26 protein-coding genes are annotated in these 26,714 nt (G+C 65.1%); 20 read left to right on the forward strand and 6 right to left on the reverse strand.

Annotated features, from left to right (window positions below; translation table 11 throughout):
• Window positions 1–202: 202 nt before the first annotated feature.
• From ABIB24_RS01960 to ABIB24_RS02035, 16 genes are all read left to right on the forward strand, one after another.
• Window positions 203–1,726 (forward strand): cytochrome c/ABC transporter substrate-binding protein, encoded by a 1,524-nt coding sequence (locus ABIB24_RS01960; RefSeq protein WP_354316087.1) that lies wholly within the window; start codon window positions 203–205, stop codon window positions 1,724–1,726.
• Between the two features lie 12 nt (window positions 1,727–1,738).
• The gene (locus ABIB24_RS01965; RefSeq protein ID WP_085588441.1) at window positions 1,739–2,380 is read left to right on the forward strand and encodes a SurA N-terminal domain-containing protein; all 642 of its coding nucleotides are present in this window, start codon (window positions 1,739–1,741) and stop codon (window positions 2,378–2,380) included.
• A 248-nt stretch (window positions 2,381–2,628) separates the two neighbouring features.
• Window positions 2,629–3,162, forward strand: a complete 534-nt coding sequence (locus tag ABIB24_RS01970) for a response regulator (protein ID WP_031325917.1) — start codon at window positions 2,629–2,631, stop codon at window positions 3,160–3,162.
• Between the two features lie 60 nt (window positions 3,163–3,222).
• A complete protein-coding gene (locus ABIB24_RS01975) occupies window positions 3,223–5,028 on the forward strand; it encodes a GspE/PulE family protein (protein ID WP_354316034.1) in 1,806 nt (601 codons plus the stop codon).
• Window positions 5,012–5,803: a hypothetical protein gene (locus ABIB24_RS01980; protein ID WP_025339369.1), complete on the forward strand. Its 792-nt coding sequence runs from the start codon at window positions 5,012–5,014 to the stop codon at window positions 5,801–5,803. The genes ABIB24_RS01975 and ABIB24_RS01980 overlap by 17 nt, the downstream gene beginning before the upstream one ends.
• 1 nt (window position 5,804) lies before the next feature.
• Complete coding sequence (locus ABIB24_RS01985) at window positions 5,805–6,347, forward strand: PilN domain-containing protein (protein ID WP_354316035.1); 543 nt, start codon at window positions 5,805–5,807, stop codon at window positions 6,345–6,347.
• Window positions 6,334–6,897 (forward strand): GspMb/PilO family protein, encoded by a 564-nt coding sequence (locus tag ABIB24_RS01990; protein WP_085615416.1) that lies wholly within the window; start codon window positions 6,334–6,336, stop codon window positions 6,895–6,897. Before ABIB24_RS01985 ends, ABIB24_RS01990 begins: the two co-directional genes overlap by 14 nt.
• Window positions 6,897–7,421: a hypothetical protein gene (locus ABIB24_RS01995; RefSeq protein WP_274079792.1), complete on the forward strand. Its 525-nt coding sequence runs from the start codon at window positions 6,897–6,899 to the stop codon at window positions 7,419–7,421. Before ABIB24_RS01990 ends, ABIB24_RS01995 begins: the two co-directional genes overlap by 1 nt.
• Window positions 7,418–9,283 (forward strand): secretin GspD/PilQ domain-containing protein, encoded by a 1,866-nt coding sequence (locus ABIB24_RS02000; protein ID WP_137164141.1) that lies wholly within the window; start codon window positions 7,418–7,420, stop codon window positions 9,281–9,283. The genes ABIB24_RS01995 and ABIB24_RS02000 overlap by 4 nt, the downstream gene beginning before the upstream one ends.
• Window positions 9,280–9,759, forward strand: a complete 480-nt coding sequence (locus ABIB24_RS02005; protein ID WP_015270589.1) for a type II secretion system protein — start codon at window positions 9,280–9,282, stop codon at window positions 9,757–9,759. The genes ABIB24_RS02000 and ABIB24_RS02005 overlap by 4 nt, the downstream gene beginning before the upstream one ends.
• A gap of 5 nt (window positions 9,760–9,764) precedes the next feature.
• Window positions 9,765–10,139, forward strand: coding sequence for a type II secretion system protein (locus ABIB24_RS02010; RefSeq protein WP_024087221.1), 375 nt, complete (start codon window positions 9,765–9,767; stop codon window positions 10,137–10,139).
• Complete coding sequence (locus ABIB24_RS02015; RefSeq protein WP_013972856.1) at window positions 10,114–10,641, forward strand: type II secretion system protein; 528 nt, start codon at window positions 10,114–10,116, stop codon at window positions 10,639–10,641. The genes ABIB24_RS02010 and ABIB24_RS02015 overlap by 26 nt, the downstream gene beginning before the upstream one ends.
• Window positions 10,638–11,039: a curli production assembly/transport protein CsgE gene (gene csgE, locus ABIB24_RS02020; RefSeq protein WP_354316036.1), complete on the forward strand. Its 402-nt coding sequence runs from the start codon at window positions 10,638–10,640 to the stop codon at window positions 11,037–11,039. The genes ABIB24_RS02015 and csgE overlap by 4 nt, the downstream gene beginning before the upstream one ends.
• Complete coding sequence (locus tag ABIB24_RS02025; protein WP_013972854.1) at window positions 11,036–11,449, forward strand: curli assembly protein CsgF; 414 nt, start codon at window positions 11,036–11,038, stop codon at window positions 11,447–11,449. The genes csgE and ABIB24_RS02025 overlap by 4 nt, the downstream gene beginning before the upstream one ends.
• Before the next feature lie 33 nt (window positions 11,450–11,482).
• Complete coding sequence (locus tag ABIB24_RS02030; RefSeq protein WP_274079791.1) at window positions 11,483–12,334, forward strand: CsgG/HfaB family protein; 852 nt, start codon at window positions 11,483–11,485, stop codon at window positions 12,332–12,334.
• A gap of 672 nt (window positions 12,335–13,006) precedes the next feature.
• Window positions 13,007–13,243 carry a hypothetical protein gene (locus ABIB24_RS02035; RefSeq protein ID WP_354316088.1) on the forward strand — a complete coding sequence of 79 codons (237 nt, stop codon included), beginning with the start codon at window positions 13,007–13,009 and terminating at the stop codon, window positions 13,241–13,243.
• Window positions 13,244–13,577: 334 nt separating this feature from the next.
• Here ABIB24_RS02035 and ABIB24_RS02040 read toward each other — a convergent pair whose 3' ends face one another.
• Genes ABIB24_RS02040 through ABIB24_RS02065 form a run of 6 tightly spaced genes read right to left on the reverse strand, consistent with a single transcriptional unit; the run spans window position 13,578 to window position 20,165 of the window.
• Complete coding sequence (locus tag ABIB24_RS02040; protein ID WP_137164138.1) at window positions 13,578–13,850, reverse strand: PAAR domain-containing protein; 273 nt, start codon at window positions 13,848–13,850, stop codon at window positions 13,578–13,580.
• A 3-nt stretch (window positions 13,851–13,853) separates the two neighbouring features.
• Window positions 13,854–14,783, reverse strand: coding sequence for a hypothetical protein (locus ABIB24_RS02045; RefSeq protein ID WP_354316037.1), 930 nt, complete (start codon window positions 14,781–14,783; stop codon window positions 13,854–13,856).
• Between the two features lies 1 nt (window position 14,784).
• Window positions 14,785–16,659, reverse strand: a complete 1,875-nt coding sequence (locus ABIB24_RS02050) for a hypothetical protein (protein ID WP_354316038.1) — start codon at window positions 16,657–16,659, stop codon at window positions 14,785–14,787.
• Window positions 16,652–17,494: a hypothetical protein gene (locus tag ABIB24_RS02055; RefSeq protein ID WP_274119913.1), complete on the reverse strand. Its 843-nt coding sequence runs from the start codon at window positions 17,492–17,494 to the stop codon at window positions 16,652–16,654. Before ABIB24_RS02055 ends, ABIB24_RS02050 begins: the two co-directional genes overlap by 8 nt.
• Window positions 17,491–18,066 (reverse strand): DUF4123 domain-containing protein, encoded by a 576-nt coding sequence (locus ABIB24_RS02060; RefSeq protein ID WP_274119912.1) that lies wholly within the window; start codon window positions 18,064–18,066, stop codon window positions 17,491–17,493. The genes ABIB24_RS02055 and ABIB24_RS02060 overlap by 4 nt, the downstream gene beginning before the upstream one ends.
• Window positions 18,063–20,165 (reverse strand): type VI secretion system Vgr family protein, encoded by a 2,103-nt coding sequence (locus ABIB24_RS02065; RefSeq protein ID WP_354316040.1) that lies wholly within the window; start codon window positions 20,163–20,165, stop codon window positions 18,063–18,065. The genes ABIB24_RS02060 and ABIB24_RS02065 overlap by 4 nt, the downstream gene beginning before the upstream one ends.
• Before the next feature lie 917 nt (window positions 20,166–21,082).
• On the opposite strand from ABIB24_RS02065, the gene ABIB24_RS02070 reads away from it, so the two are divergent.
• Genes ABIB24_RS02070 through qhpG form a run of 4 tightly spaced genes read left to right on the forward strand, consistent with a single transcriptional unit; the run spans window position 21,083 to window position 26,680 of the window.
• Window positions 21,083–22,993, forward strand: coding sequence for a sigma-54-dependent Fis family transcriptional regulator (locus ABIB24_RS02070; RefSeq protein ID WP_354316041.1), 1,911 nt, complete (start codon window positions 21,083–21,085; stop codon window positions 22,991–22,993).
• A 1-nt stretch (window position 22,994) separates the two neighbouring features.
• Window positions 22,995–24,728, forward strand: coding sequence for an ABC transporter ATP-binding protein (locus ABIB24_RS02075; RefSeq protein ID WP_274079210.1), 1,734 nt, complete (start codon window positions 22,995–22,997; stop codon window positions 24,726–24,728).
• Window positions 24,718–25,395, forward strand: a complete 678-nt coding sequence (gene qhpE, locus ABIB24_RS02080) for a subtilisin-like serine protease QhpE (protein WP_137164132.1) — start codon at window positions 24,718–24,720, stop codon at window positions 25,393–25,395. The genes ABIB24_RS02075 and qhpE overlap by 11 nt, the downstream gene beginning before the upstream one ends.
• Window positions 25,388–26,680, forward strand: coding sequence for a flavin-dependent monooxygenase QhpG (gene qhpG / locus ABIB24_RS02085; protein WP_354316042.1), 1,293 nt, complete (start codon window positions 25,388–25,390; stop codon window positions 26,678–26,680). Before qhpE ends, qhpG begins: the two co-directional genes overlap by 8 nt.
• The last annotated feature ends 34 nt before the right edge of the window (window positions 26,681–26,714 follow it).

The raw sequence follows: 26,714 nt of genomic DNA on the forward strand, positions 1-26,714 counted from the left end.
AATGCCGACGCCAAATTTGGCGCGAATCCCGGCGCGAATCCCTGTAGGAGCGGCCTTGTGTCGCGATCGGGCGCGCAGCGGCCGTAAAACCGGCATACCCGGAGTACCTGATGAAACACATGCGCCGGTCCTGCGGCCGCTGCGCGCCCGATCGCGACACAAGGCCGCTCCTACAGGGATTCGCGTCTGTATTGAGGCAGTGCTGCGCTATCTGGCATTCGCATTAGGTATTGCCATATGCAGCGGTGCACTCGCCCTGGACCTGGACCTGACCGAACATGAACAAGCCGGCAAACACCTCTACCGCCAGGGCGTCTCCAGCAGCGACGCACAGTTGCAAGCCCGGGTCGGTGCCAGCAACATGACGGTCCCCGCCAGCGTGCTGCCCTGCGCCAGCTGCCACGGCAACGATGGCCGCGGCCGCGCCGAAGGGGGAGTACGCCCGCCCAGCCTCGACTGGCAGCGCCTGGCGCAAGGCCAGGGCGAACGCGAGGTCAACGGCCGCCGCTATCCGGCCTACACCGACAGCAGCCTGGCCCGGGCCATCCAGCATGGCGTCGACCCGGCCGGCAATCGCCTGGACCCGGCCATGCCACGCTTCGAGCTGACCCTGGCCGACCAGCGCAACCTCACGGCCTACCTCAAGCGCCTGGCCCAGGAGCGCGACCCCGGCGTGGAGGAGGGCGTGCTGCGCCTGGGCACCTTGCTGCCGGCATCCGGCCCGCTGGCCGAGGCCGGGCAGGTGGTGCGTGCGGTGCTGGAAGACGGCCTGACGCAACTCAACCAGCAGGGTGGCATCCACGGGCGACGCCTGGAACTGGTGGTGCTCGACCCGGGCGCCGACCCGGCCAGCGCCGAACAGGCGCTGCAGCAGTTGCTGGAGCAGGAGCGGGTGTTCGCCCTGATCGCGCCATTGGTACCCATGCTCGACCAGCGCCTGGCAACCTTGCTGGCGCCACACAATGTACCGCTGATCGGCAGCACCCCACGCAGCGGCGGCAGCCCACAGATTTTCGACCCGTTGCCCGGCTTGCCCGCGCAATTGCTTAGCCTGGCCGGCCACGCCCGCGCGGCGCTGGGCCTGGCAGCGGGCGACCTGCGTGTGGTGTATGCCGGCAATGAACACGCGGCGTTGGCCGAGCAGGTGCGCGAACGCCTGCAGCAGCAGGGCTGGGCAACACCTGCGGCCCAGGCCTTTGCTGGCCAGGCCGTAGACGGGCAGGGCATTGTCTTCCTCGGCCGTGCCCATGCCTTTGCCGAACTGGCTTCGGCGCTGCAGTCAGCCGGCCGCCAGCCATACCTGTTTGGTGCCTCCAGCCAGGTGACCGGCGCCGTGGCGCGCTTGCCCGAGTTCTGGTCGCAACGGGTGTTCCTGGCTTATCCCTACGTGCCCGAGGACTGGACCGAACAGGGCCTGGCGACCCTGGCCGGCCTGCAGCAGCGCCAGGGCCTCGACCCCCGCCAGGCGTCGCTGCAGGTCAACACCCTGTGCGCCCTGCGCCTGTTGAGCGAAGCGTTGAAGCAGACTGGCCGTGACACCAGCCGCGAGCAGCTGATTGCCGCGCTGGAAGGCCTGCATGATGTGTCCACCGGCCTGACCCCGGCCCTGGGCTTCGGCCCCGGTCGCCGCCAGGGCATGGCCGGTGCCCATGTGGTGGCGGTGGCCCTGCCCGGGCCGCGCTTTACCGCGGTCACCCCGTACCGGCCACTGCCGGACAGCCCTTGAGCGGAGGTTGCCATGCGTGTTCTGTTGTTGTGCCTGTTGCAGGTGCTGGCCAAGGCAAGCTGGGCCGATATGCCGGCGGCGCGGGTCAACGGTGTGGAGATCGAGACGATGCGCCTGGAGCGCTATTTCAGCGAATATCTGGACGCCCAGGGCCGCGCGGTGGCCAGCATCCGCAACCCGAACCTGTACCAGCGCCTGCGCGATCAGGCCCTGGATGAACTGATCGACAAGGAGCTGTTGTGGCAGGAGGCCCAGCGCCTCGGCATAGCCATCAGCGACGAGCAGGTGTCGGCGCATGTGGGCGAGATCGAGGCCGCGCTTGGCAGCCCGGCAATTTTTGAGCGGCGGCTGGCGGAAGCGGGTTTCGATAGGGCACAGTACAATGAGTACACCCGGCGCGAGCTGGCCGCGCAGCAGGTGTATGCCCAGCTCAGCGCGGTCGCCGCGCCCAGCGAGGCCGAAGTGGAGGCATTTTATGATGCCAATTCGCAAAACCTGCAAGGAGTGCAGCAACAAAGTGACGAGCCTTCGGTCATACGCGAACAGGGCCTGGTTCTGGCCCGGGCCACGCTCATCGGGCAGCGGGAGGCGCAGGCGCGCCAGTCCGTGCGCCAACGTTTGCGTGCGTCCGCTACCGTGGAGATTGCCGACTGAGGCCCCTGATGGCGTTTCCCCAATGCTGGGGAATAACGAAATGGCAGTGTGCCATCAGTTTCCCCGCATGTGGGGAACGGGGCCGGTGCGCCTGCCCGCCGCGTTGCGGGGAGTGATCGGTGCTCCTGCAAAATCAATGAGTTACGGTTATTCAGCATGACTATTCACGCCTGGCACGAAGCCTGCTCAAGCCTGTACAGGGGCGCACTTCGCAGACCGGGTTACCGGGCAGTTCTTGGGAGTCGACCTTGGTGAACAGAGTATTGGTAGTCGATGACGAACAGACTCTTGCGCAGAACCTGCAAGCGTACCTGCAGGCGCAAGGCCTGGAAGTTCATGTTGCCCACGACGGTGCCAGTGGTATCGAGCAGGCTGCAAGCCTGGCACCGCAAGTGATCGTGCTGGATTACCGCTTGCCCGACATGGAGGGTTTTCAGGTTCTGGAGACCGTACGCAGGAACAGGCAGTGCCACTTCGTGCTGATTACCGCCCACCCCACCGTCGAAGTGCGTGAGCGGGCCGCCGAACTGGGTGTGAGCCATGTCCTGTTCAAGCCGTTCCCGTTGGTGGAACTGGCCCGTGCAGTCTTCGACCTGATGGGCATCGAGCGCCGGCGCAGGGCCACGGACAACCCGGCTGAAGGGTTCGTCGAACGACGCCAGAACAGGAACGAATCGTTCCCCCTGCAGTTGTACGATGGAAGCTGGGTATTGGCCGACCGCCGCCGCAACGGCGCCAAGCCCCCAGGGCCCGACGACGATCAACTGCTCACAGGGGAATAGCGGCGCCCGCACCCCTGGCCGAGCCAGCCTGCGACGCGCCCCTGAGCGGAGTCGCAGGCCATGCCAGAAGCATTCGATGCAACCCAGGACGCTCCACCGCCTGCACCGGCCTCTTCGCGGGTAAACCCGCTCCCACAGGGGCACTGCAATCCTGAAGATATCGAAAATCCTGTGGGAGCGGGTTTACCCGCGAAAGGGCCGGCACAGGTAAAAGCATACTCTGCCTACCCCCGCGACCTCTTGGCCCAGGCCCGCCTGCAAACCAGCGACGAACGCCTGCTCAGCCGCCTGGAACAGCTGGCCGGCGACACCCCCGACACTTTCACCCAGCGCCTGGGCCTGACCCTGCATTACCCGGTGCTGGGCAGCCACACCCTGCTGGCCAGCACCCCACGCTTCGACAAGGTCAGCCTGGCGATGTGCCTGAAGCGTGAATTCGTGCTGATCGAGCAGGGCGGCCAACTGCTGGGCGTGTTCGCCGACCCCTTCGACCACGCCCGCCTGGCCTGGATCGACGATGTGCTGCAAGGCGCACCGCTGTACCTGGCCCACGCCGCCGACCTGGCCACCTTCCTGGCCCGCCACGAAGAAAGCTTCCATGCCGTGGACGCCCTTGACCACGACGCCGAAACCAGCAGCGAAAGCGACCCGCTGCAGCGCCTGTCGCTGGCCAGCATCAGCGAAGACCAGAGCCGCGTGGTCAAGCTGGTCAACTCCACGCTGTACGACGCCCTCAAGCTGCACGCCAGCGACATCCACCTAGGCATGACCGGCCAGGGCCTGACCATCAAGTACCGCATCGACGGTGTGCTAAACGGCGCCGGCAAGGCCAGCGGCAGCGCCTTCGCCGACCAGGTGATCTCGCGCATCAAGGTGATGGCCGAGCTGGACATCGGCGAAAAACGCGTGCCCCAGGACGGCCGTTTCAAGGTTGCCGTGGGCGACCGGCAAATCGACTTCCGGGTATCGATCATGCCCAGCATCTTCGGCGAAGACGCGGTGCTGCGGGTGCTCGACAAGCAGGACCTGTCCGACCGGGTCAGCGGCGTGCAGCTGCAGGCCCTGGGCTTTGCCGAGGAAACCCTGCGCGCCCTGCGCCGGCTGGCCGCCGAACCCTACGGCATGATCCTGGTCACCGGCCCCACCGGCAGCGGCAAGACCACCACCCTGTACGCCATGATCAGCGAGATCAACCACGGCGTGGACAAGATCATCACCATCGAGGACCCGGTCGAATACCAGCTGCCCGGCGTGCTGCAGATCCCGGTCAACGAGAAGAAGGGCCTGACGTTCGCCCGCGGCCTGCGCTCGATCCTGCGCCACGACCCGGACAAGATCCTGGTCGGTGAAATCCGCGATCCGGACACCGCGCAAATCGCCGTGCAGTCGGCGCTCACCGGCCACCTGGTGTTCACCACCATCCACGCCAACAACGTGTTCGATGTGATCGGCCGCTTCAGCCAGATGCAGGTCGACCCCTACAGCTTCGTCTCTGCGCTCAATGCGGTGCTGGCCCAGCGCCTGATCCGCCTGGCCTGCCCGCACTGCGCCACGCCGTGCGAAGTCGACGACGACACCCTGTACGGCGCGGGCCTGACCCGCGAGGGCGTGGCCGGCTGGAAGTTCGTCCGCGCCCAGGGCTGCGGCCAGTGCCGCGGCAGTGGCTACCGCGGCCGCAGTGCCATCGCCGAACTGCTGCACCTGGACGACGACCTGCGGCAGATGATCGTCGAGCGCCGCCCCCTGTCGCAAATCAAGAACCTCGCCTGCCAGCGCGGCCTGCGCTTGCTGCGGGCCTCGGCCCTGGACCTGGTCCGGGATGGCCGTACCACTCTCGAGGAGATCAACCGTGTCACATTCATCTGATCGTGGCGCTTACAGATACAGTGCCGTACTCGGCGCCGAAGGTGTAGGCCTGGGTAGCTGGCACGCCAATCACCACCAATGGCTGGGCAGCCGCGACTTTACCTGCGATGCCGCCCAACCGGCCTGGGAGGCCGCCGTCGACGCCCTGGCCACCCTGCTGGCCGAGCATGCCGTGCGCGGTGCCCAGTTGCGGGTGCTGCTGTCGGCCCGCTACAGCCGCTTCTGCCTGGTGCCCTGGAGTGATGCCATCAGCCACCCGCGCGAACTGGACGCCTACGCCCGGGCCTGTTTCGAAAACCTCTACGGGCAGCCGCTGGACGACTGGCGCATCGTGCTGTCGCCCGAGCCGGCCGGGGCCGCGCGCATCGCCACGGCGCTGCCCGAAGCCCTGCTGCAACGGCTGCAGGCGCTGGGCCGGGAAAGCCACCTGAGCCTGCGCTCGGTGCAGCCGTACCTGATGGCCGCCTACAACCGCTGCTCGGCACAGTTGGAGCAGGGCGACTTCCTGTTCGTCCTGGCCGAACCGCGCCGCAGCGTGCTGCTGCTGGCCGCCGGCGGGGCCTGGCAGCAAGTGCTGGCGCAAGGCTGCGCCGACAGCGACCAGGCCCTGCAAGCATTGATCGAGCGCACCTGCGAGCTGTACGGCGAGCACCTGCCACGGGTCTACCTGCATGCCCCGGGCCGGGGCGAGGTGCCGCAACTGGCGGCGGTGCAGCTGTGCCAGCCGGCCAGCGACGCCGACCCGCTGTGCGCCATGTGGCGGGCGGTGGCCTGACATGCGCCGCCTCGACCTGGAATTCCAGCCCCGGCGCAACAGCCCGATGGCCTGGTCGCTGCTGGCCGTGGCGAGTGCCATGGTCGCCGGCCTGGTGCTGCTGCAACAAAGCTTGCAGGCCGAGCAGGTCGAAGTGGAGGCCAGCGTGCACAGCCTGGAGCAGCAACTGGGCCGTCGCCCGGCCACTGTCGCACCGCTGGGCAGCGCCGCCAGCCGCGAACAGGCCGAGCGCCTGGCGCAGATGCAAAGCGTGTCGCAGCAGCTGCAACGGCCCTGGCAGCAGCTGTTCGCCATGCTCGAAGCGCAGCCGCAGGACGACGTGGCGCTGCTCAGCCTGGCCCCCGACGCGCGCAAAGGCCAGCTGCGCATCACCGCTGAGGCGCGCAACCTGGAAGCGATGCTGCAGTACCACCAGCGCCTGGAAGCCAGTGCCGAGCTCAGCGATGTGTCGCTGCTCAACCACGAGGTGCTGGCCGCGCAGCCCGAGCACCCGGTGCGCTTCACCCTCACCGCCACCTGGGAGACCGGCCATGCGCGCCCGTGAATCGCTGAACAGCCTGATCCTCCAGGAACGCCTGCGTCGCGTCGGCCCGGTCGGCCTGGCTGCGGTTGCGGTAGGCCTGCTGGCCGTTGGCGTGCTGTGCGGTGGGGTGGTGCCGCAATGGCAGAACCTGCGCGAACTGCGCGCCGCCGAAGCGGACGCCAGCGTGCAGGTCGAGCGGGTCAGGCGTGGCGAGCTGAAGATCGCCATCAAGCCCGAGCAGCAGGCCCTCGACAGCCTGCGCCAGCAACTGCCGGGGCAGCCCCGGGCCAGCGAGCTGATCGAGCGCCTGTACCACTTGGCCAGCGCCGAGCATATCAGCCTGGCGCGTGGCGAATATGCCCTGGGCATCGACCCCAGGACGCAACTGGCGCGTTACCAGATCGTGCTGCCGGTGCGTGGCAGCTACCCGCAGATTCGCGGTTTCCTCAGGGGCCTGCTCAAGCAGTTGCCGACCCTGGTGCTGGAAGACCTGGAGCTGCAACGCAAACGCATTGGCGACAGCGAGCTCAACGCGCGCCTGCGCATGACCCTTTACCTGTCGAGGTCGTGATGAACACACAACGTGCTGTCATCTGGGTTGGCTTCCTCGGCGTGAGCGCGGCGCTGGCCTGGGCCCCGGGCCATTGGTTCGGCCAGGAAGACAGTGTTGCCCCCTTCGCGGGCGCGCCCGCTCCCACAGGACCCGTGGGCGCCGCCGACCCTGTGGGAGCGGGCGCGTCGGGGCGCCGAACCGCCGCGAAAGGGCCGGAACAAGCCTCCAGAGATCTCTTCCCGACCCAGCAATGGACCAAACCCCAGGCCCTGGCCACCGTCACCGAACAACCCGTGGTCACCGCACCCGCCGTAGCCGCAGCCCCGACTGCCCCGGCCCTGCCATTCCAGTTCATTGGCCGCATTGGCGACCGCGACGACCTGCAGATCTTCCTGCAGAGCGGCGAAAAACTCTACGTCGTGCGCCAGGGCGACGTGATCGAAGACACCTACCGCCTCGAACGGGTATCGGCCAGCGAGCTGCACCTGGTCTACCTGCCTTTGCATCAGTCGCAGACTTTGTCTGTAGGGAGCGCACCATGAAGTCGTCAAAGCTGTGCAAACCGGCTCCGTTCCTGCTAGTGGCGCTGTGCGTGGCCATTGCCGGCTGCGGCTCCAGCGCGGTACGCAAGGACAGCGACCAGCTGATGAAGGAGGGCCAGTACGAAGCCGGCATCGCCCGCCTGGAAGAAGCCCTGCGCGAGGACCCGCGTGACACCGAGCTGAACATCGCCCTGGCCCACAGCCGCCAGGCCGCGGTCGAGGCGCTGCTGACCCAGGCCGACGCCGACCGCATCCGCCACGACTTCGCCAGCGCCCGCATGGGCTATGGCCGGGTGCTGACCCTGGAGCCGAACAACCGCCGCGCCCAGGAAGGCATCCGCCAGCTGGAGCTGATCCGCACCCTCGACGAGCGCGTGGCGCTGGGCCAGGCGGCGCTGCGCCAGGGTGACCTGTTCGGTGCCGAGCGCTACATGCGCGAAGTGCTGCGACTGGACCCGCAGAACCAGAAGGGCATTGCCCTGCGCAGCGACATCGAGAACGTGCAGGCGCGCACCGCGCAACCGTTCCCGCAGCTGCGCAGCAAGCTGGAGCGGCCGGTGACCCTGGAGTTTCGCGATGCCAACCTGAAGACCATCTTCGAGGTGCTGTCCCAGGTCGCCGGCATCAACTTCATCTTCGACAAGGACATGCGCCCGGACATGAAGGCCACCATCTTCGTGCGCGAGTTGCGCATCGAGGACGCCGTGGCGCTGCTGCTGGAACAGAACCAGCTGCGGCAGAAGATCGTCAACGAAAACACCCTGATGATCTACCCCGACTCGCCGCAGAAGACCAAGGACTACCAGGAACTGGTCATGCGCACCTTCTACCTGACCAGCATCGACTCCAACACTGCGCTGAACATGGTCAAGACCATGCTCAAGACCCGCGACGTGTTCGTCGACGAACGCCTCAACACCCTGACCATGCGCGACACCCCCGATGCCGTGCGCATGGCCGAGAAGCTGCTGCAGTCGCAGGACCAGTCCAACCCCGAGGTGGTGCTGGAAGTGGAGGTGATGGAAGTGGCCACTTCGCGCATCCTCGACCTCGGCCTGCAATGGCCCAACACCTTCGGCGTGCTGAGCTCCGACGGCCAGCCGGTGAGCGTGCTCGACCAGCTCAAGGGCATCGACTCCAGCCGCATCAGCATCGCGCCGGCGCCGCAGGCCAAGATCAACGCCCAGGACAAGGACATCAACACCCTGGCCAGCCCGGTTATCCGCGTCAGCAACCGTGAGCAGGCGCGCATCCACATCGGCCAGCGGGTACCGATCATCAGCGCCACCTCGGTGCCGTCCACCCAGGGCCCGGTGATCACCGAAAGCGTCACCTACCTGGACGTGGGCCTGAAGCTCGAGGTGCAGCCCACCGTGCACCTGAACAACGAAGTGGCGATCAAGGTAGCCCTGGAGGTGAGCAACGCCACCCCGTTGGAAGCCACGCGCCAAGGCACCATCCCGGTCCAGGTCGACACCCGCAACGCCCAGACCACCCTGCGCCTGCACGATGGCGAAACCCAGGTGCTGGCCGGCCTGGTGCGCAACGACCACAACGCCAGCGGCAACAAGATCCCGGGCCTTGGCGACATCCCTGGCCTGGGCCGGCTGTTCGGCAGCAACAAGGACGACATGAGCAAGTCGGAGCTGGTGCTGGCGATCACCCCGCGCATCGTGCGCAACCTGCCGTACCAGAGCCCGTCGGACATGGAGTTCGCCACCGGCACCGAGTCGGCCATGCAGGTGCGGCAGATGGCGCCGTTGCCGCCGGAGGATGTGCCTGGCAATGCCCCGGCCACCGATGCCCCGGTGGTGGAAAGCCAAATGGCGATCGCCCCGGCCAAAGGGAGCCCGCGGCCATGATCGCGCAGCGCCGCATGCAGGGCTTCAGCCTGATCGAGGTGGTGCTGACCCTGGCACTGCTCGGGCTGCTTGCCAGCATGGCCGCGCCGCTGACCGAAACCGTGGTGCGCCGCGGCAAGGAACAGCAGCTGCGCGAGGCGCTGTACCAGATTCGCGACGCCATCGACGCCTACAAGCGCGCGTTCGATGCCGGCTACATCGAGAAGCGCCTGGACGCCAGCGGCTACCCGCCGAACCTGCAGGTGCTGGTGGACGGCGTGCGCGATGTGCGCAGCGCCAAGGGCGCCAAGTTCTACTTCCTGCGGCGCATCCCGCACGACCCGCTGGTGGCGGCCAAAGGTGAGGACGAAGGCGGGTGGGGGCTGCGCGCCTACGACAGCAGCCCCGACAACCCGCGCGAAGGCGAAGACGTGTTCGACGTGTATTCCAAGGCCCGCGGCAAAGGCCTGAACAACATCCCCTACGGGCAATGGTGACAGCCATGAAACGCAGCAAAGGCTTCACCCTGATCGAACTGCTGGTGGTGCTGGCGATCATCGCCACGCTGATGACCATTGCCATGCCGCGCTACTTCAACAGCCTGGAAAGCTCCCGCGAAGCCACCCTGCGCCAGAGCCTGGCGGTGCTGCGCGAGGCGCTGGACCACTACTACGGCGACACCGGCCACTACCCCGACTCGCTGGAGCAGTTGGTGGAACAGCGTTACCTGCGCAACACCCCGATCGACCCGATCACCGAGCGCAGCGATGCCTGGCAGCTGGTGCCACCGCCTGAAGGCGTGGCCGGCGGCGTGGCCGATATCAAGAGCGGTGCCACAGGGAGGGCGCGCGATGGCAGCCTGTTCGCGGAATGGTAAGGCCGACGCCGGCTTTACCTACCTGGGCGTGTTGCTGCTGATTGCGGTCAGCAGCGTGGCCCTGGCCGCCACCGGCACGCTCTGGGCCAGTGCCGCCCAGCGTGACCGCGAACGCCAGCTGTTGTGGGTGGGCAGCCAGTATGCCCAGGCCCTGCGCAGCTACTACCGCGCCTCGCCGGGGCTGGCCCAGTATCCACAGGAACTGGCCGACCTGCTGCAGGACAACCGCTTCCCGCAGGCCAGGCGGCATATTCGCCGGCTGTACCCCGACCCCATCACCAACAGTGACGATTGGGGCCTGCTGCGCTCGATCGATGGCCGCATCACCGGCGTGCACAGCCGCTCGGACGCCACCCCGTTCAAGCGCAGTGGCTTCAGCGCCGAATGGAGCGGTTTCGATGGGCTGGAACATTACAGCGACTGGCAGTTCGTCGCCGAGCAGGCCTTTACCGAAAGTGCCGGTGGCGTGCAGACCCATGCCGGCCCGGGAGACACGCCATGAGCCGCCTGGCCGCGTTGTGCCTGGGCCTGCTGCTGGTGGCAGTGCTGGCCACCTCGGTCAGGGCCGGGGACGAGGACGAGATGCAAGGCTTCATCGTCGACAACACCATCTCGCACATCGGCCACGACTTTTACTACTACTTCGCTGACCGCCTGCGCGCCACCAGCCGGCTGGATTTCAACCTGGTGGTGCGCGAACGCCCGGATGCCCGCTGGGGCAGCCTGGTCACCGTGGAGTTCGAGCGTGAGGTGGTGTACCGCCGCTTCCTGCCGCCGAACACCACCGAGCTCAAGGACGAGGCCGTTGCAGCAGCCGACCTGGTCAAGCAGCAAATCATCCAACGCAAGTTGCAACGCCTGCTGCAGGACACCACCGATCTGGAGAGGGACGAGCTATGAAGCACCACATACCCCGTTGCATCGCCGCCTGCCTGTTGGCCAGCGCGTGTGCCGCCCAGGCCACCGAGCTGGTGTACACCCCGGTCAACCCGGCCTTTGGCGGCAACCCGCTCAATGGCACCTGGTTGCTGAACAACGCGCAGGCGCAGAACGACTACGACGACCCCGACCTCAAGGACCGCTCCTCGGCCTTTGCCGGCACCACGGCCCTGGAGCGCTTCAGCAACCAGCTGGAGTCGCGGATGTTGTCGCAGTTGCTGGACAACATCAGTAACGGCAACACCGGCAGCATGGCGACCGATGCGTTTCTCATCGACGTCATCGACGATTCCGGGGCCTTGAGTATCAAGGTCACCGATCGCGCCACAGGAGAAATTTCGATCATTGAGGTCAGCGGCCTCAACCCCTGAGAGGGAAGGGCTGTTTGTCGGGGAGAGAACAACATGAAACGTCTGCTGAGCACGCTGCTGATCCTCACCGCACTAGGCCTGCACGGTTGCGGCCTGCGCGAACCGATGCCCGCCGAACAGGACTCGGAAACCCCGACCCTGACCCCCCGTGCTTCGACCTACTACGACCTGATCAACATGCCCCGGCCCAAGGGCCGGTTGATGGCAGTGGTGTACGGCTTCCGTGACCAGACCGGGCAGTACAAGCCGACCCCGGCCAGCTCGTTCTCCACCAGTGTCACCCAGGGGGCGGCAAGCATGCTGATGGACGCCCTGAGTGCCAGTGGCTGGTTCGTGGTGCTGGAGCGTGAAGGCCTGCAGAACCTGCTGACCGAGCGCAAGATCATCCGTGCTTCGCAGAAAAAGCCCGATGTACCGGAAAACATCATGGGTGAACTGCCGCCGCTGCAGGCTGCCAACCTGATGCTGGAGGGCGGCATCATCGCCTACGACACCAACGTGCGCAGCGGCGGCGAAGGTGCCCGCTACCTGGGGATAGATATCTCCCGCGAGTACCGCGTCGACCAGGTGACCGTGAACCTGCGCGCGGTGGACGTGCGCACCGGGCAGGTGCTGGCCAATGTGATGACCAGCAAGACCATCTATTCGGTCGGCCGCAGCGCCGGGGTGTTCAAGTTCATCGAGTTCAAGAAGCTGCTCGAGGCCGAGGTGGGGTACACCACCAACGAACCGGCGCAGCTGTGCGTGTTGTCGGCGATCGAGGCGGCGGTGGGGCATTTGCTGGCGCAGGGGATTGAACGGCGGCTGTGGCAGGTGGCGGGGGATGCGGGGGAGGGACAGGCTACGGTGGACAAGTACCTGAGCCAGAATCAACAGCCTGATTGAGCTTGAGGGCCTCTTCGCGGGTGAACCCGCTCCCACAGGTTCAGCACCAACTCGAAGCCCGCGCCGTCCCTGTGGGAGCGGGCGCGCCCGCGAAGCAGGCGACGCGGTGAATGGCACCGGCTTTGCCGGTGTTCGCGGGCCTGCCCGCTCCCACAGGTACCGCGTGATCTCAAGTGCGACGCCGTCCCTGTGGGAGCGGGTTTACCCGCGAAGAGGCCGGTGCAGGCGACACAACATGGTGAACACTGCTGATTCGCCGGCCGGTGATGAGTGAGAGGCGGCAACGGAAGTGTTACTGCACATTCCCTTCGCTTGAAACGCTTCCCCGACACCGGTAGTCTTTGCCCGCTGCTGTAAGTCCAGCAGCCGGGTTTGGTAGCCCGCGATCAATCAAGGCGCACAAGCGCCCGCTCTGCGATACAGTTGGCGCTTTTTTGTGCCCGGCTGTTTCGTTTTATGGCGGCTGTGCGTAGGGCGCCTCCGTGCGCGCCGGTTTCCTTGATTCCCGGTCTACCAACCTGCGTACAGCCGTCACCATCTCGTTTGGTAGCGATTTGTGGCGGCTCCAGTGAATCAAGGAGCGACACAATGACAAAAGGCTTACCCGATCCTCCCGTACGCGCCACCACGGCGTCCTCCAGTTTCTCCACGTGCGAATGCAGCCATCCACCGTTGTTTGCCGTGCGTTCGGGGGTGGACTTCGAAGATGCGCTGGTGCATCTGTCCACGCTGCTCAAAGGCGCGTTTGCGACCAATCTCAAGGCACTGGAGCTGGCCAAGGGGACCTGTCGTGATCTGTTGTTGAGCAACGACCATGGGCTGGATTCGGCCAAGGCGGTGGTGGAGGCGTTGCTGGATGGGGTGGAGAGGCAGCAGCTGGTTGGGCGGAAGACGGTGCCAGGTGTCTGACTGGCGCTTGGGCTTTGTCGGACTCAAGCGGCAGCCGTGATTGAGCTCGAGGGCCTCTTCGCGGGTGAACCCGCTCCCACAGGTTCAGTGCCAACTCGAAGCCAGCGCCGTCCCTGTGGGAGCGGGCGCGCCCGCGAAGCAGACGACGCGGTGGATGGCACCGGCTTTGCCGGTGTTCGCGGGCCTGCCCGCTCCCACAGGTTCAGCGCCAACTCGAAGCCAGCGCAGTACCTGTGGGTGCGGGCGCGCCCGCGAAACAGATAACGCGAGCGCTGTTCAAATCGTGCAAGCCCGCGAAGACGTCGATGCATGAAATCAACGATCTTCAGGTCGTTCAGCCCTCTCTGGCATAAGGTCCCGAACAGGTAGATGAAACCTGGCACCCACAAGCAAGCTCTGCAGGCTCGAACACCAACGAAATACCGTTGAACAAGACACTACCGTCACCGCCAGAGACCAACGCAAATGTCCCTCCATGAAGCGCGCATGGCGCACGATCTCCGAGAATGCATTGTTGCCGCCCGTTGACAAGAACTCCGCTTCCTTCCCCCATCCGACCACCCCCGCTGTGGGGATCGCCTTTTCGAATCGCACCTTGTCGGGACATCGCTCAATCCTTTGCGCTGTTTTGCAGGATTGCTTCGTAAAGGCCGGCCGGTACGGCATCAGGATCGTGTTTGCAGGCGGCAGCCAGGAAGCGCATCAGCAGTTCATCCGGCTCGAAGCGCATGCCAGGCGGGCAGGTCAGCCTGGCGTAGGGTGTTTTCATCAATGGGTGGTCGATGGAAGGGTTCGGTAGGCCTAGCGAACGGCGCAGGTTGAGAATGGCCAGGATCTCGGCGGGGTAGACGGCCTCGAAGGGGGAGCCGAATTCGAAATTGCCGGAGTCAAGTTCGCGGGATGTCAAGGCAATGCGTTGGACATGGGTATCGCAGGCGGCCACCAGGATCGGCGCCAGTTTATCGGGATCAGGTTCGCGCCAATGAGCGACCAATTGACCCCAGGCTGGGTCGCGGGGCAGGGCATGTTTGTCGAGGTCGAGCGGATTGCCCAACCAGTCGCCAATGATGGTCAGGCCGAAGGCGGCGTAGCGTAGGGTGGTGCCAATAGGTAGGTTGTTTCCATCCTCGACGCCGTAGCCGCCTTCCAACGCTAGAAGAATGGTTTGGTGGAAAGGCGCTATCAGTCGAAATTGTCCTGTAGCCATGGCGCAGAACATGAGGTGTGTTATGCCGTCCAGCGTATCATTAGCAACTCGCCCGGTGCCCTTAAGTGATTCGATAAGGATTGCATCGCTGGCCATCATTCTAACTATACCGGTCGTTAAATTCTTGGGTGCTGGTGGTGCTATTTTGAGTCGTGCTTGTAGAAGCTCTTTTTTGATTTCGAGAAGCCCAATTCTGAATAGGGCGTTAAAAGCCAGGGTAGATTGGGAGCCGTTGTTCAAATAATCGTCAAACCAATTGGCTGGATAATTGCCGTTAGCAGATGCCCAATCGTCCAGGTCTCGGAGGCTTTGTTGAAGTCGATTTTTCTTCATGTTATTTCCAGTTATTAATTTGTATACCGCTGAGGGCGTGGGTTAGTGGGTTGAGTTTGCCACTGGAGTCGAAGAAAACTTGAGCGTGCAGGAATTCAACTTTTCCCGAGGCTGTCGCCGTCATGGTCGCCCCGGCTTTTGATGTGAAGCCGGGGTCATGCTTTTGAAGCTTATCGAGTTGCCAAGCGCCTTTGTCCTTAGCTATAAGCTCCTGGACTCGTCGTAAATTTCTTGACCCTCCAACGCGTTGCGTTTCTAGAAAAGATGGCGTCCTGGTTTTGCCAAGCGTCGTTTTCACCTCAATCACCAACAACGTCCCAGCCTCGAACTTCAACTCTTCCACGGGTGCCGTCCCCTTCAGCCCATCAATGTGATGCCGCATTTCCAGCGTCGTCGGATTACGCACCGTCATCGAGGGCGGTGGTGGCACGTACACCAGCATGTCGATCCCCTGGTCGCTCTTGTTTTTCAAACCGAACTGGCTGGGCCGGGAAGGGTGGGTGCTCAGGCCGAGGATGTTCTCCGGCTTGACCTTCCAGTGGCTGACCAGGGCCGCCGCCAGGGCTTCTTCGCCGGCATCGGCGACGACCCGGGTCAGGCTGCCGCCCATGCGCACCGGCCCGATGCTGTGCTGAATCATGGCCACCAGCCGGTCGCGCAGGGTGGTGGCCATGTAGGCGTAGTCGGCCTTGCCGCCGGCCACATCGAGCGCGACCAGGCTGGCATTGCGCTCCACCGAGTGCAGTTCATGCGCTGTGACCGGCAGCTCACCCTCGCGGGTGCGTCGCTGGATGCGGGTTTCCAGTACGGTGACTTCGCCGGCGCTGCGGTTGCCAAGGCGGCGGACTTCCTCTTGCGGCAACGCGGCGTTGTCGAGGCGTACGGTGGTCATGCTGCCGGGCTGCACCTTGTGCATCAGCCAACGGGCGCCGCCGATGGCGGCCGGCAGCAGCAGGGCCAGGTTGATGGCCATGAATACCTGCTTGCCACGTGCCTCGGCAGTGTCGGGGTTGGCCAGGCGCGCCAGGTCGGTGAAGAACTGCTCGCCGATACTCAGGCCTTCGCCCGTGATCATGCGGCTGCTGCCGTCGACCATGGCATCGGCGGCCAGCGCGGCTTCCAGGGCGACGAAGGCATAGCGGCCGAGCGTTACGGTGCCCTTGATGCCGCGCACCACCGGTATGAATGCCAGCACGCCGAGGGCGAATTCGCCCGCGCCAATGACGCCTTGCCAGAAGCGAGCCCGGGCCTTGGCTTCGGCGTAGTGCCGGGCCAGCTGTTCACAAGCCTGTTCGATCGGGTACAGGCCACTGGGCGTGTGCCAGGTATAGGGCGGGCTGATACGCTGGGTGCCGTGCTCGTCAACGTATTCTTCCCGTTGCGCCTCGGCCCACTGCACATGGGTGAAGGTGGCGAAATAGATCTTGTGGTCGGTGAACAAGAAATTGCTGTGCAGGGCAAAGGCATAACCGTGCTGGCTGCGCTCGCCCATGTGGTCGAGTACGGGTGGGGGCAGTTCGTCGAGGCGGATCTGGTCGTCGATGCACACCAACTGCAGCTTTTCGCTGGCGGCAAAGGCATAGAATTCCGCCAGCCAGGCATTGCCCAGCGTGTCGCCGGCATGCTCCAGCACCTGCTGGAGGAAGGTGTCGCGGTGGTTGCGCGCCAAGTCGCGGATCCACGGGTTGTTGCGAAACCACGTGGGGCCAACGCCGCTGCGGGAAGGTATGCCCAGCAACTGGTCGCAGCCATCACCACCGTCGAGAGAGAACAGCGCGCCGGGAAGGGAGCAGGGTACGCAAATGTCGGGTGGAACAGGCAGCGCTCCGTTGAGTGCGGCTTGCCCCAGCATTTGTAAAGCAGATGCTTCAACCATGCGGACTCGGCTCCTTGAGTGCTTGTTGGTGGGCTGCCAGTTGATCTGCCAACACCCTGCAGCGCTCTCGGGGAGAGTCGGTGGCTTCAAGCAACTTCACCCAAGGGGTGAACAATGGGTTGAGGTAAAAGTGTCGACCGAACGCGATCGCCAGGAGCACATGCACCAGCACTTGGCTGCGGGGCAACGGGGGCAGCTTGTACAGGTCATCGGACGGCTGAGGTAGCCGTTTTCCGTAATAGCGGTAGGCGAGGATCTCGTTCCCGTTCAGCTCTTTGTGGTTGATGGCGGGTAGCGCATAGCGGCGGCTGGCATCCGACTCATAGCAGCAGTAGCAAGACTGCTGCGCGTCAGCTGGTATGCCGCGCAGGTTCATCAGTTGCTCCAGTGATCGCCACTGCCGGTCGTGGTCGCAATCGTCATCGGGCAAGCGCAAAATCTGCCGTGTGACGTCATGCATAAGGGTAAGTTGACCCTCCCACTGTATACGGTGGGCTACTGCCCGCACGGTCAGCATGTCGAGTCGCTCATCCTGGGTAAGGCCGGGAACGTGGTGGATTGACCACACCGATTCGCTTGCGGGGTCGTTCCACCAGCCCAGACCCAGCAAGAAGTGGCTCAGCACCAGCAAGCTGTATTCCTTGCCGCAGGTGTAGCCCCTGTTGCTGACCAGAGCCCCCGCATTGGCTACCAGCAGGGGAACATCCTCGGGACGGGTATGAAAACGCGCAATCGAACTGTCCAACGTCCCCAGCAGGAAGCGGGACAGTCGACGGTTGGTGGACCGTAGCGAGGCAGCTTGCAGCGCACCCAGATTCAGACTCGGCAGGCTCATGCAGGGACCTCGTGGTGCAATGGCAGCCAGGCCAGGCAGCCTTCCCGTTCGATGCTGCTTTCTGTTTGCTCGAACAGCGGCTGTGCGCCAAGTGCAAGCCCGGTTCGTGAATCGTGGAAGTAGAGTCTGCGTATGCGTCCGTGATCGAACAGCCGGGCCAGGGTGTCTGGCTGCTGCGTCAGTGAGCCGACGTAGAAGCTTAACGACCGAGGATCACCAAGCCTCATGAAGTAACGACGTCGTCCTTCCTGGACTTTGCCAAAGCGGCGCAGGTGCCGTGCGAGGGCTTCGAGGGGCAGAGTGGTCTCGGCGACAGTACAGGCGAAGGCCCCGTCCAGGCGGCCAAGCCAGGCATCCAGTTCGCTGCCTGCTGTCAGCTGGAACAGTAATGGCGCATGCTTCTCCAGCCCGGTGTGATGGTCCAGGTGCCATAGGCATTGGTGTCGGGTGGAATGGAACTCGAGCCTGCCCAGCAGGCCCGGATTGGCCGACGCTTCGGCAAGCACGAACAGGCTTGCACTGACGACACCCGTGTACAGGCTGCCTTCGCTTAATTGCTGGTGCAGGCTCATGCGTCGTCCTTCCCGGAAAAGGGGCATTCTTCAATCAGCGGTGAGCCTTCTCGAATGGCGGCCTCGATGGCTTCGACCTGGGCCTGCACAGGTGTCTGGTAGGTGACATTGCCTTTGAAGTGGATGTTGGGAGCCTCGATAGTGATGCCGTCGGTATCGAGGATGATCTTGCCGCTCGGGCCACGGATGTGGATGCGTTCCGTGCCCTGAAGCATGTAATACCGGGTCAGCAGGCGTTGTGCAGTACGGGCTTCAATGGCACGCGTACCTTCGATGACGAGCGACTGATTGCCGCCGATACTCAGGCTGTGGTCGGCGGCAATGGTGATGCGGCTTGTGTTGCCAATGGAGTGGATATCGTTGCGGTCGATGCTGGTGAATCGGTCCTGGTGAACATGATCGCGGCGATCACGTCCCGTATCGATAGTCTCGTCACGCGCAATGCTGGTGTTTTGGTCCCGGCCTGTCGCAGTGGCGCGATCATTGCCGACGTTCAGGGTCTGGTCATGTTTGACCTTGATATTCATGTTCCTTTCGGCATGCACGTACACTTCCTGCCGACCCAGTTCATCTTCGAAACGCAGTTCGTTGAAGCCATTACCCTTGTGGGTCTGACTCTTGATGGTCATGCGCGTCTTGTGTTCCGGCAGCTCGTAGGGCGGCAGTTGATCCCCGCAGTAGGTGCGCCCGGTGATCATTGGCTGGTCGGGGTCGGCGTTGACGTACTGGATGATCACGTCCTGGCCGATGCGTGGGATAGCCATCGAGCCCCAGCTGCCGCCTGCCCAACCTTGTGATACGCGCACCCAGCAGGAGCTGAACTCGTTGTTTCTGCTCTCGCGATCCCAGGGGAAGCTGACCTTGACCCGTCCCCATTCGTCACAATAGATCTCCTCGCCGGGTGGACCGACGACGGTGGCCATGTGCGGGCCATCGATGCGCGGTTTGCCCAGCGGCGCAGGTCGCCATTCGATCCGGCCGGGCACCAGCACGGCTTCCTGCGAGTAGCGTGTTCCCTGTTCGGCTCCGGCAGCTTCTTCTTGCAGGCTGGTGAATTGGCTCCCCTCGTGATGCACGCGCATCACGCGCCAGTGTGTGTTGAGGTCTTTGCGGGGGTGTTCGATGAGGGTGAAGCTCAGGCCTGGTTGCAGCCGCACATCGTCGCCCTTTACCTCGGCAATACGGGCGTCATGGCGCAGGGCCGTGAGTCGCGTGGCGGTGAAGGGGACGCCGACCACATCGCGCTTGTAACGGCCGGGGTAGTCGAAGCGCTCATAATCCTGGGACTGATGGGCGATGCCACTGTCATCTGCGCGGTGTTCCTGCCGGTACTGCGGGTTGGTGAAGGTGTAGTCCCGCTGTACCTGTCGTGCGGTGCGTACCTGCTCGCTGTAGCGCAGGCGGCGCAGGCAAGGCCTGGCCTGATCACCACCGCTGTTGGCGCGGTACAGCACCTGGTCGGGGCCGACGTCGTCCTCTTCAGGAAGCCCTTCATCGTCGTCTTCGGTCTTGATCGCGCCTCGGCTGATCTGCCCCAGCGCCAGCAGTCGGTCGGTGATGACCAGCAGGTGTTGTTTTGGCGTGTGCTCGAAGCGATAGATGAAACCCTCTTCACCCGCCAGGCGGGCGATGAAGTCTAGGTCTGTTTCACCGGCCTGTACGCAGAACTCGCGCGCCTGATGGTCGCCAAAAGTGTGCAACTCGAAATGAAGGATGCACTGGCGCTTGAGCATGATTTCGAGAATCTGCGGCACGGTTTTCTGCTGGAAGATTCGCCAGTTCGAACGCAACCCGCCGCGGGCCAGGAGGGGTTCGACCAAGGCATGGTAACGGGTGCGATAAAAGCCCGTTTCACCTTGGCTGAAGCTGCTTGTCACGCCGTGCACGTAGCGCAGTGGGCGTTCGTGCTGCCAGATTGTGAACAGTACCGGCTTGTCGAGCAACTGACCGAAGTCGACTTCATCTTCGTGACTGATCAGCTCCAGCTTCAACTGGAATGGTGCGCTGATGGCTTCGTCGAGTTCGAATGAAATTACCTCGAATTGAATGTCGCCAGCCAAGGGTTGAAAGCTGAAGCGCAGATCAGATTGTCGGTACATGGCGTGTTTTCCCTTGTTAAGAATTGCTCCGGTATCAGCCGTAGGCCCGGTGAAGATTGGGCCTGGGGTAAGGTTGATGGCGAGGGCGGACTTGCAGGGTAGGCGGGCTGCGGCGGGATTTAAATAAACAGGGTGTTGTTGTTTTGGGTTATAAGTAGGGACTTTCTGAAACTTGTAACTTGGTGTTTTTTTCTTGGTTGTTGGGTTGGCTTTAAGTTGTCTTCGCGGCCATTAGTTGAGAACAAGTTGTGCGCTATTTCTGCAGGAGCGGCCTTGTGCCCGGTTGTTACGTTTATGGTGGCTAAGCCAGCGCAGTACCTGTGGGATCTCAAGTGCGACGCCGTCCCTGTGGAAGTGGGTTTACCCACGAATGGGGCGGTGCCAGGTGACTGGCGGGCGCCAGGGCTTCGTTGAAATCAAGCGGTAGCCGTGATTGAGCTCGATGACCTCTTCGCGGGTGAACCCGCTCCCACAGGCTCAGCGCCAACTCGAAGCCCGCGCCGTCCCTGTAGGAGCGGGCGCGCCCGCGAAGCAGACGACGTGGTGGATGGCACCGGCTTTGCCGGTGTTCGCGGGCATGCCCGCTCCCACAAGTACCGCGTGATCTCAAGTGCGACGCCGTCCCTGTGGGAGCGGGTTTACCCGCGAATGGGCCGGTGCCGGGTGTCTGGCGGGCACCTGGGCTTTGTTGAAATCGAGCGGCAGCCGTGATCGACCTCTAGGAACCCGTTCCCACAAAGCTTGCGCAAGCTTTCAGATCTTGAGCAAGGCGGTGCTCCTGCGTGTCCCTTTACGTAAACGTCACCATATGCCACCTTCTACCTCAGCCTGATGACGGCCAGGGATTTCTCCCGCACACTGCGGAAAATTCCCAAGCCCGTTCCCCGCCACCTTGCGGGGTACAGCCGGAGTAGAAAATGGCGCGACAACTAATAACAAACGCCCACGACCCGCTGCACGAATCCCGCCAGGCCCGCCTGAAGCTGGCCAGCGAAGGCGAGCTGCCACTGGGCATGCTGCGCGACGAGATCGATGCCTCCTGGCGCCGCAGCCTGGGCCATGGCCTGGATTGCCTGCAGGGCGAGCAGGTCGGCCTGGGCCTGGAGCATGGCCATGACCTGCGCATGCTGCTGGAGCGCAACCGCCTGCTGGTCGACGCCGTTACCCCGGAACTGGACTACCTGGTCGCGCGCCAGGGCAAGGCCGGCATCGTTATCCTCGGCGACGCCCAGGCCAACGTGCTGGCCATCGAAGGGCAGAAGCACGTGCTGCAACGCGAAGGCCTGCGCGACCTGCACCCAGGCAGTTGCTGGAGCGAATCACTGCGTGGCACCAATGCCATCGGCACGGCAGTGGTGGAAGGCCGGCCGACGCTGATCAACTGCGGCGAACATTACCTCGATCGCCTCAGCCCGTTCTCCTGCACTTCGGTACCCCTGCGCGACCCGCGCGGCGAGGTGATCGGCGTGCTCGACATCACCCGTGAAGGGGTGATGGCGCAACCACAGGACAGCCTGTCGACGCTGATGCTGGCGGCCGGCAACATCGAAAGCCGCATGTTCGGCCTGTGCCATCCGGAGCAATTGGTGCTGGCCTTCCACAGCCGCCCGCAATACCTCAACAGCGCCTGGCATGGCCTGCTGGCGCTGAGCCTGGACGGTGAAGTGCTGGCTGCCAACGACAGTGCCTGCCAGCTGTTGCAGGTGCCGCGCCATGAACTGTTGGGCCGGCGCAGCAGCGACCTGCTGGGTGAACGGTCACCGGCCTTCATCGCCCGCCTGTGGCAGGGCGGGGTGAGCAGTGTGCAAACGGCCAAGGGCGAGTTCTACTTCCGCGCCCTGCAGTTGCCGCGCCACGGCCGGGTCAACGGCAGTACGCCGGTGAGCAAGCCGGCGCCGGGCAAGCAGTCGCCGGCGCTCGACGCCCTGGCCGGTGGCGACCCGCGCCTGGCGCGCAACCTGCGCATGGCCCGCCAGGGGCTGGGCAATGGCCTGCCGGTGCTGCTGCTGGGCGAGACCGGTACCGGCAAGGAAGTCGTCGCCCGGGCCCTGCACCAGGCCAGCCCGCGCGCCGACAAACCGTTCGTGGCCGTCAACTGCGCGGCCATCCCCGAAGGGCTGATCGAGTCCGAACTGTTCGGCTACCGTGAAGGCGCGTTCACCGGTTCGCGCCGGGGCGGCATGGTCGGCCGGCTGATGCAGGCCCATGGCGGCACGCTGTTCCTCGACGAAATCGGCGACATGCCGCTAGCGCTGCAGGCGCGCTTGTTGCGGGTACTGCAGGAACGGCGCGTGGCACCGCTGGGGGCGGGCGACGAGCAGGACATCGACGTGGCATTGATCTGTGCCACGCACCGCGACCTCAAGCGCCTGGTGCAGGAGCAGCACTTCCGCGAAGACCTTTACTACCGGGTCAACGGCGTGTCGCTGCGCCTGCCGGCACTGCGCGAGCGTGATGACCTGGCGGCGATCATCCAGGGGCTGCTGGACAAGTCCGATGCCCAGGGCGTGACCTTGGACCCGGCCCTGACCGCGTTGCTCGAAGGCTTCGACTGGCCGGGCAACATCCGCCAGCTGGAAATGGTCGTGCGCACCGCGCTGGCCATGCGCGAGGATGGCGAGCAGGTGCTGACCATCGACCACCTCACCGACTGCCTGCTGGACGAACTGGCCAGCGGCACCGCGCCTTCCGGCAGCCTCAAGGACAACGAGCTGGAGCTGATCCGTGGCGCCTTGGCGCGCCATCAGGGCAACGTGTCCGCGGCGGCCGAGGCGCTGGGTATCAGCCGGGCGACGCTGTACCGCAAGCTCAAACAGTTGCGCGGCTGACGTGGGCGGCCTGTTCGCCCGGCTGGTGGAATCCAGCGACCCTGTGCTCATGCGCCAGGCGTTGGCCTGGCTGTATGGTTTCGTGCGCCCCCATCGATGTGCCATCGGCCTGTTGCTCGGTTTGTCGCTGGGCGCCTCGTTGCTGGCGCTGGCGCAACCCTGGCTGGTCAAGACGCTGATCGACGAGGGGCTGCTGGCCAAGGACTATCAGACCCTCTGGCACATGGCCGCGATCATGATTGGCGCGGGCCTGCTGGGTACCGTGCTGGCCGGGGTCAACCGTTACCTGCACACGCGCTTGTCAGGGCGCATCCTGTTTGCCCTGCGCGACGACCTTTACCGCCACCTGCAGCAGCTGTCGCCGACGTTCTACGGGCGGCGGCGCATCGGCGACATCCTTTCGCGGCTGGATGGCGATGTGGCGGAAATCCAGCGCTTTGCCGTGGATTCGCTGTTTTCGGCGGTGTCGGCGGTGATCGGCCTGGTGGGCGCGGTGGTGTTGATGCTGATGCTGTCGTGGCAACTGTCGCTGCTGCTGGCGCTGCTGGTGCCGATCGAAGTGCTGTGGCTGCGCTGGATGCGGCGCAAGGTGGAGCGCGAAGTACGCAACCTGCGCGAACGCTCGGCGGATGTGTCGTCGTTCCTGGTCGAAACCCTGCCGGCAATGAAGTTCATCCAGGCCGCCGGCCAGCAAGGCCGCGAGGCGGGGCGCCTGGACCAGCTGGGCCAGGGCTACATGCGCCAGCTGCTCAAGGTGCAGGTGACCGAATTCTTCACCCAGGCCATCCCCGGCACGCTGACCTCCTGGTGCCGCGCCTGCGCGTTCCTGGTCGGCGGTTGGTGGGTAATCCAGGGCACTTGGCAACTAGGTGCGCTGATCGCCTTTTCCACCTACATGGGCATGGCGGTAGGGCCGGTGCAGAGCCTGCTGGGCCTGTACGTGGCAGTGCAGCGCATGGCGGTGAGCCTGGGGCGGGTGATGGAACTGAAGCAGGAGGCCGTGGCCGTGCGCCCGGCAGCCAACCCGCAGCCGATGCCCGACGGCCCGGGCGAATTGCGCCTCGAGGGGGTGAGCTTTGCCCATGAAGGGCGCCAAGGCGCGGTGCTGAACGACGTGCAGGTGTGCGTGCCGGGTGGCCTGAAGGTGGCCATCAGCGGTGCTTCGGGTGTGGGCAAGTCGACCCTGATCGACCTGCTGCAGCGCTTCTACGACCCGGACGCCGGGCGCATCCTGCTGGACGGCACCGACCTGCGCGAACTGGACCTGGCGGCGCTGCGCCGGCGCATTGCGGTGGTCAGCCAGGATATCGTGCTGTTCCGCGGCACCCTGGCACAGAACCTGGCCTACGGCGTGCCCGAGGCCAGCCGTGAGGAACTGGAACGGGTGGTGCGCCTGGCGCGGCTGGACAGCCTGGTCGACAGCCTGCCGCTGGGCCTGGACGGCCTGCTGGGTGAGCGTGGCCAGCAGTTGTCCGGTGGGCAGAAACAACGCATTGCCATTGCCCGCGCCGTGCTGCAGGCGCCGGCGATCCTGGTACTGGACGAGGCCACATCGGCGGTGGACGAAGCCACCGAGCGCGAAGTGATCGCGGCCATCGACCAGCTGTTCGCCGGCCGCACGCGCATCCTGATCAGCCACCGTGCTTCGACCCTGGCCGATGCCGACCTGCACTTGCAGCTGCACGCTGGCCAGTTGCAGGTGCTGCCCGAGGAGGTGATCAAGCATGGGCACTGACGTGCGTGTTGGCGTGATCGACAGTGGTTGCACGCCGGAGCAGGCCAGCGCCTTGCTGGGCGCGCGCCGCTTCTGGCTGGAGGACGGCCAGTTGCGCGAAGGTGACATGCTGCCCGACCAGCTTGGGCACGGTAGCGCGGTGCTCGCCGGCTTGCAGCGGGAGGCCGGGCCGGTGCCCGTGCTGCTGGCCCAGGTTTTCGGCGCCCAGGCCAGCACCAGTGCCTTGCAGGTGGCGGCCGCGCTGCTGTGGCTGGTGGAGGCGGGGGTTACGCTGGTCAACCTCAGCCTTGGCCTGCAGCAGGACCGGCCTGTGCTGCACCAGGCTTGCGCCGAGGCTTTGGCCGCGGGTGTGCTGTTGTGCGCCTCCAGTCCGGCCCAGGGCGGGCCCGTGTACCCGGCCAGCTACCCCGGGGTGATCCGGGTTACCGGCGATGCCCGCTGTGCGCCGGGCGAGTGGTCCTGGCTGGGTACCCGGCAGGCGGACTTTGGCGGTTATGTGGGCGCGGGCGGCAGGGCGGGCGCGAGCCTGGGCTGTGCGGCCCTGAGTGGCAGGATCGCTGCGTTGCTGCGTAATGAGCCGGGCATGGGCCACCAGCAGGTTCATGATTGGTTGCGCCACCACGCGGCGTTTACCGGCCCCGAGCGACGAGGTGCCGGCCATGGTTGAACCGCGCATTGTGGTGCTGGGGGCAGGCCCTGCGGGTGCGGCCACGGCCATTGGCCTGCGGCGGCTGGGCTATGCGGTGACGGTGGTGTCCGAGTGGCGCCGGTTCGCGGCGGTCGAAGGGGTTTCGCAGCGGGTGCTGGACGGTCTGCGCCACGCCGGCCTTGGCGGGGCGTTGCGCCAGGCGGCGATGCCGGCGACTCGGCAAGTGCACTGGAACGGCCAGCAGCTGCACCTGAACCAGGAGTTTCTGCTGGATCGGCAAAGGTTTGACCGGGCGCTGCGCGACGACCTTCAGCGTGCGGGTGTGAGCGTGGTCGAGGGGCGGGTGCGTGAGGTGGTTCGCGAAGTCGGTCATGGTATTCGCCTGGACGACGGGCAGGTACTGCAGGCCGATTTCCTGGTCGAAGCCCGAGGCCGCCAGGCCCCGCTGGCTGCCGACCGCCTGCGCGGACCGGAGACGGTCAGCTTGCTGAATGTCTGGCAGGCCGCCCCCGGGGCGCCCGCGTCGGCGGTGGAGAGCCTGGCGGATGGCTGGGCGTGGATGGCGCGCCTGGAAGACGGCCGCTGCTACTGGCAAGTCACCCTGGACGCCGCCGGGCTGCCGGGCAAGGCCGGGTTGGCGGATTATTGCGCGGCGCGGCGAGCCGACAGCGCGCTGGTGGCCGAGCTGTTCGATGCCAGGGCATTGGCGCCGGCAGAGGTGCATGCGCGCAGCAGCACCGCGATTCTGGCCGGTGAGTGCGTCGGGCAGGACTGGATACGCGTGGGCGATGCCGCGATGGCCGTTGACCCACTGTCGGGCAACGGGATCTTCCAGTCGCTGTCTTCGGCGCTGCAGGCGCCGGTGGTGATCAATACCTTGCTGCGCAGGCCCGAGCGGGCCGGGTTGGCGCGGCAGTTTCATCAGCAGCGGATCGAACAGCTGTTTTTGCGTTTTGCCCGGATCGGGCGGGATTTCTATGGGCAAGAGCAGGGGCGGGTGGGGCAGCCGTTCTGGGCGCGGCGGCAGGATTGGCCGGACACGCAGGCATTGCACGTGGCGGCGGACTGGAGCGCGCTGAGGGTCGAGCGGCGGCCAGTGTTGCGTGACGGGCTGGTGGATGAGGCCGAGGTGGTGGTGACGGCGGATCAGCCGTTGGGGGTGTGGCATTTGCAGGGGGTGGAGCTGGCGCCGGTGGTGCGGGGGCTGCGTAGCGGCCGACCTCTCGAGGCAGTGTTGTCAGGCCTGCCAGGGGAGCAGCAGATGATGGTGCGGCGGTGGTTGTTGGAGCAGGGCTTGGCTTGAGATTGCCGGGGCCGCTTTGCGGCCCTTTCGCGAC

The organism is Pseudomonas sp. UYEF17, from assembly GCF_040546125.1.
Classification (GTDB): domain Bacteria; phylum Pseudomonadota; class Gammaproteobacteria; order Pseudomonadales; family Pseudomonadaceae; genus Aquipseudomonas; species Aquipseudomonas putida_Z.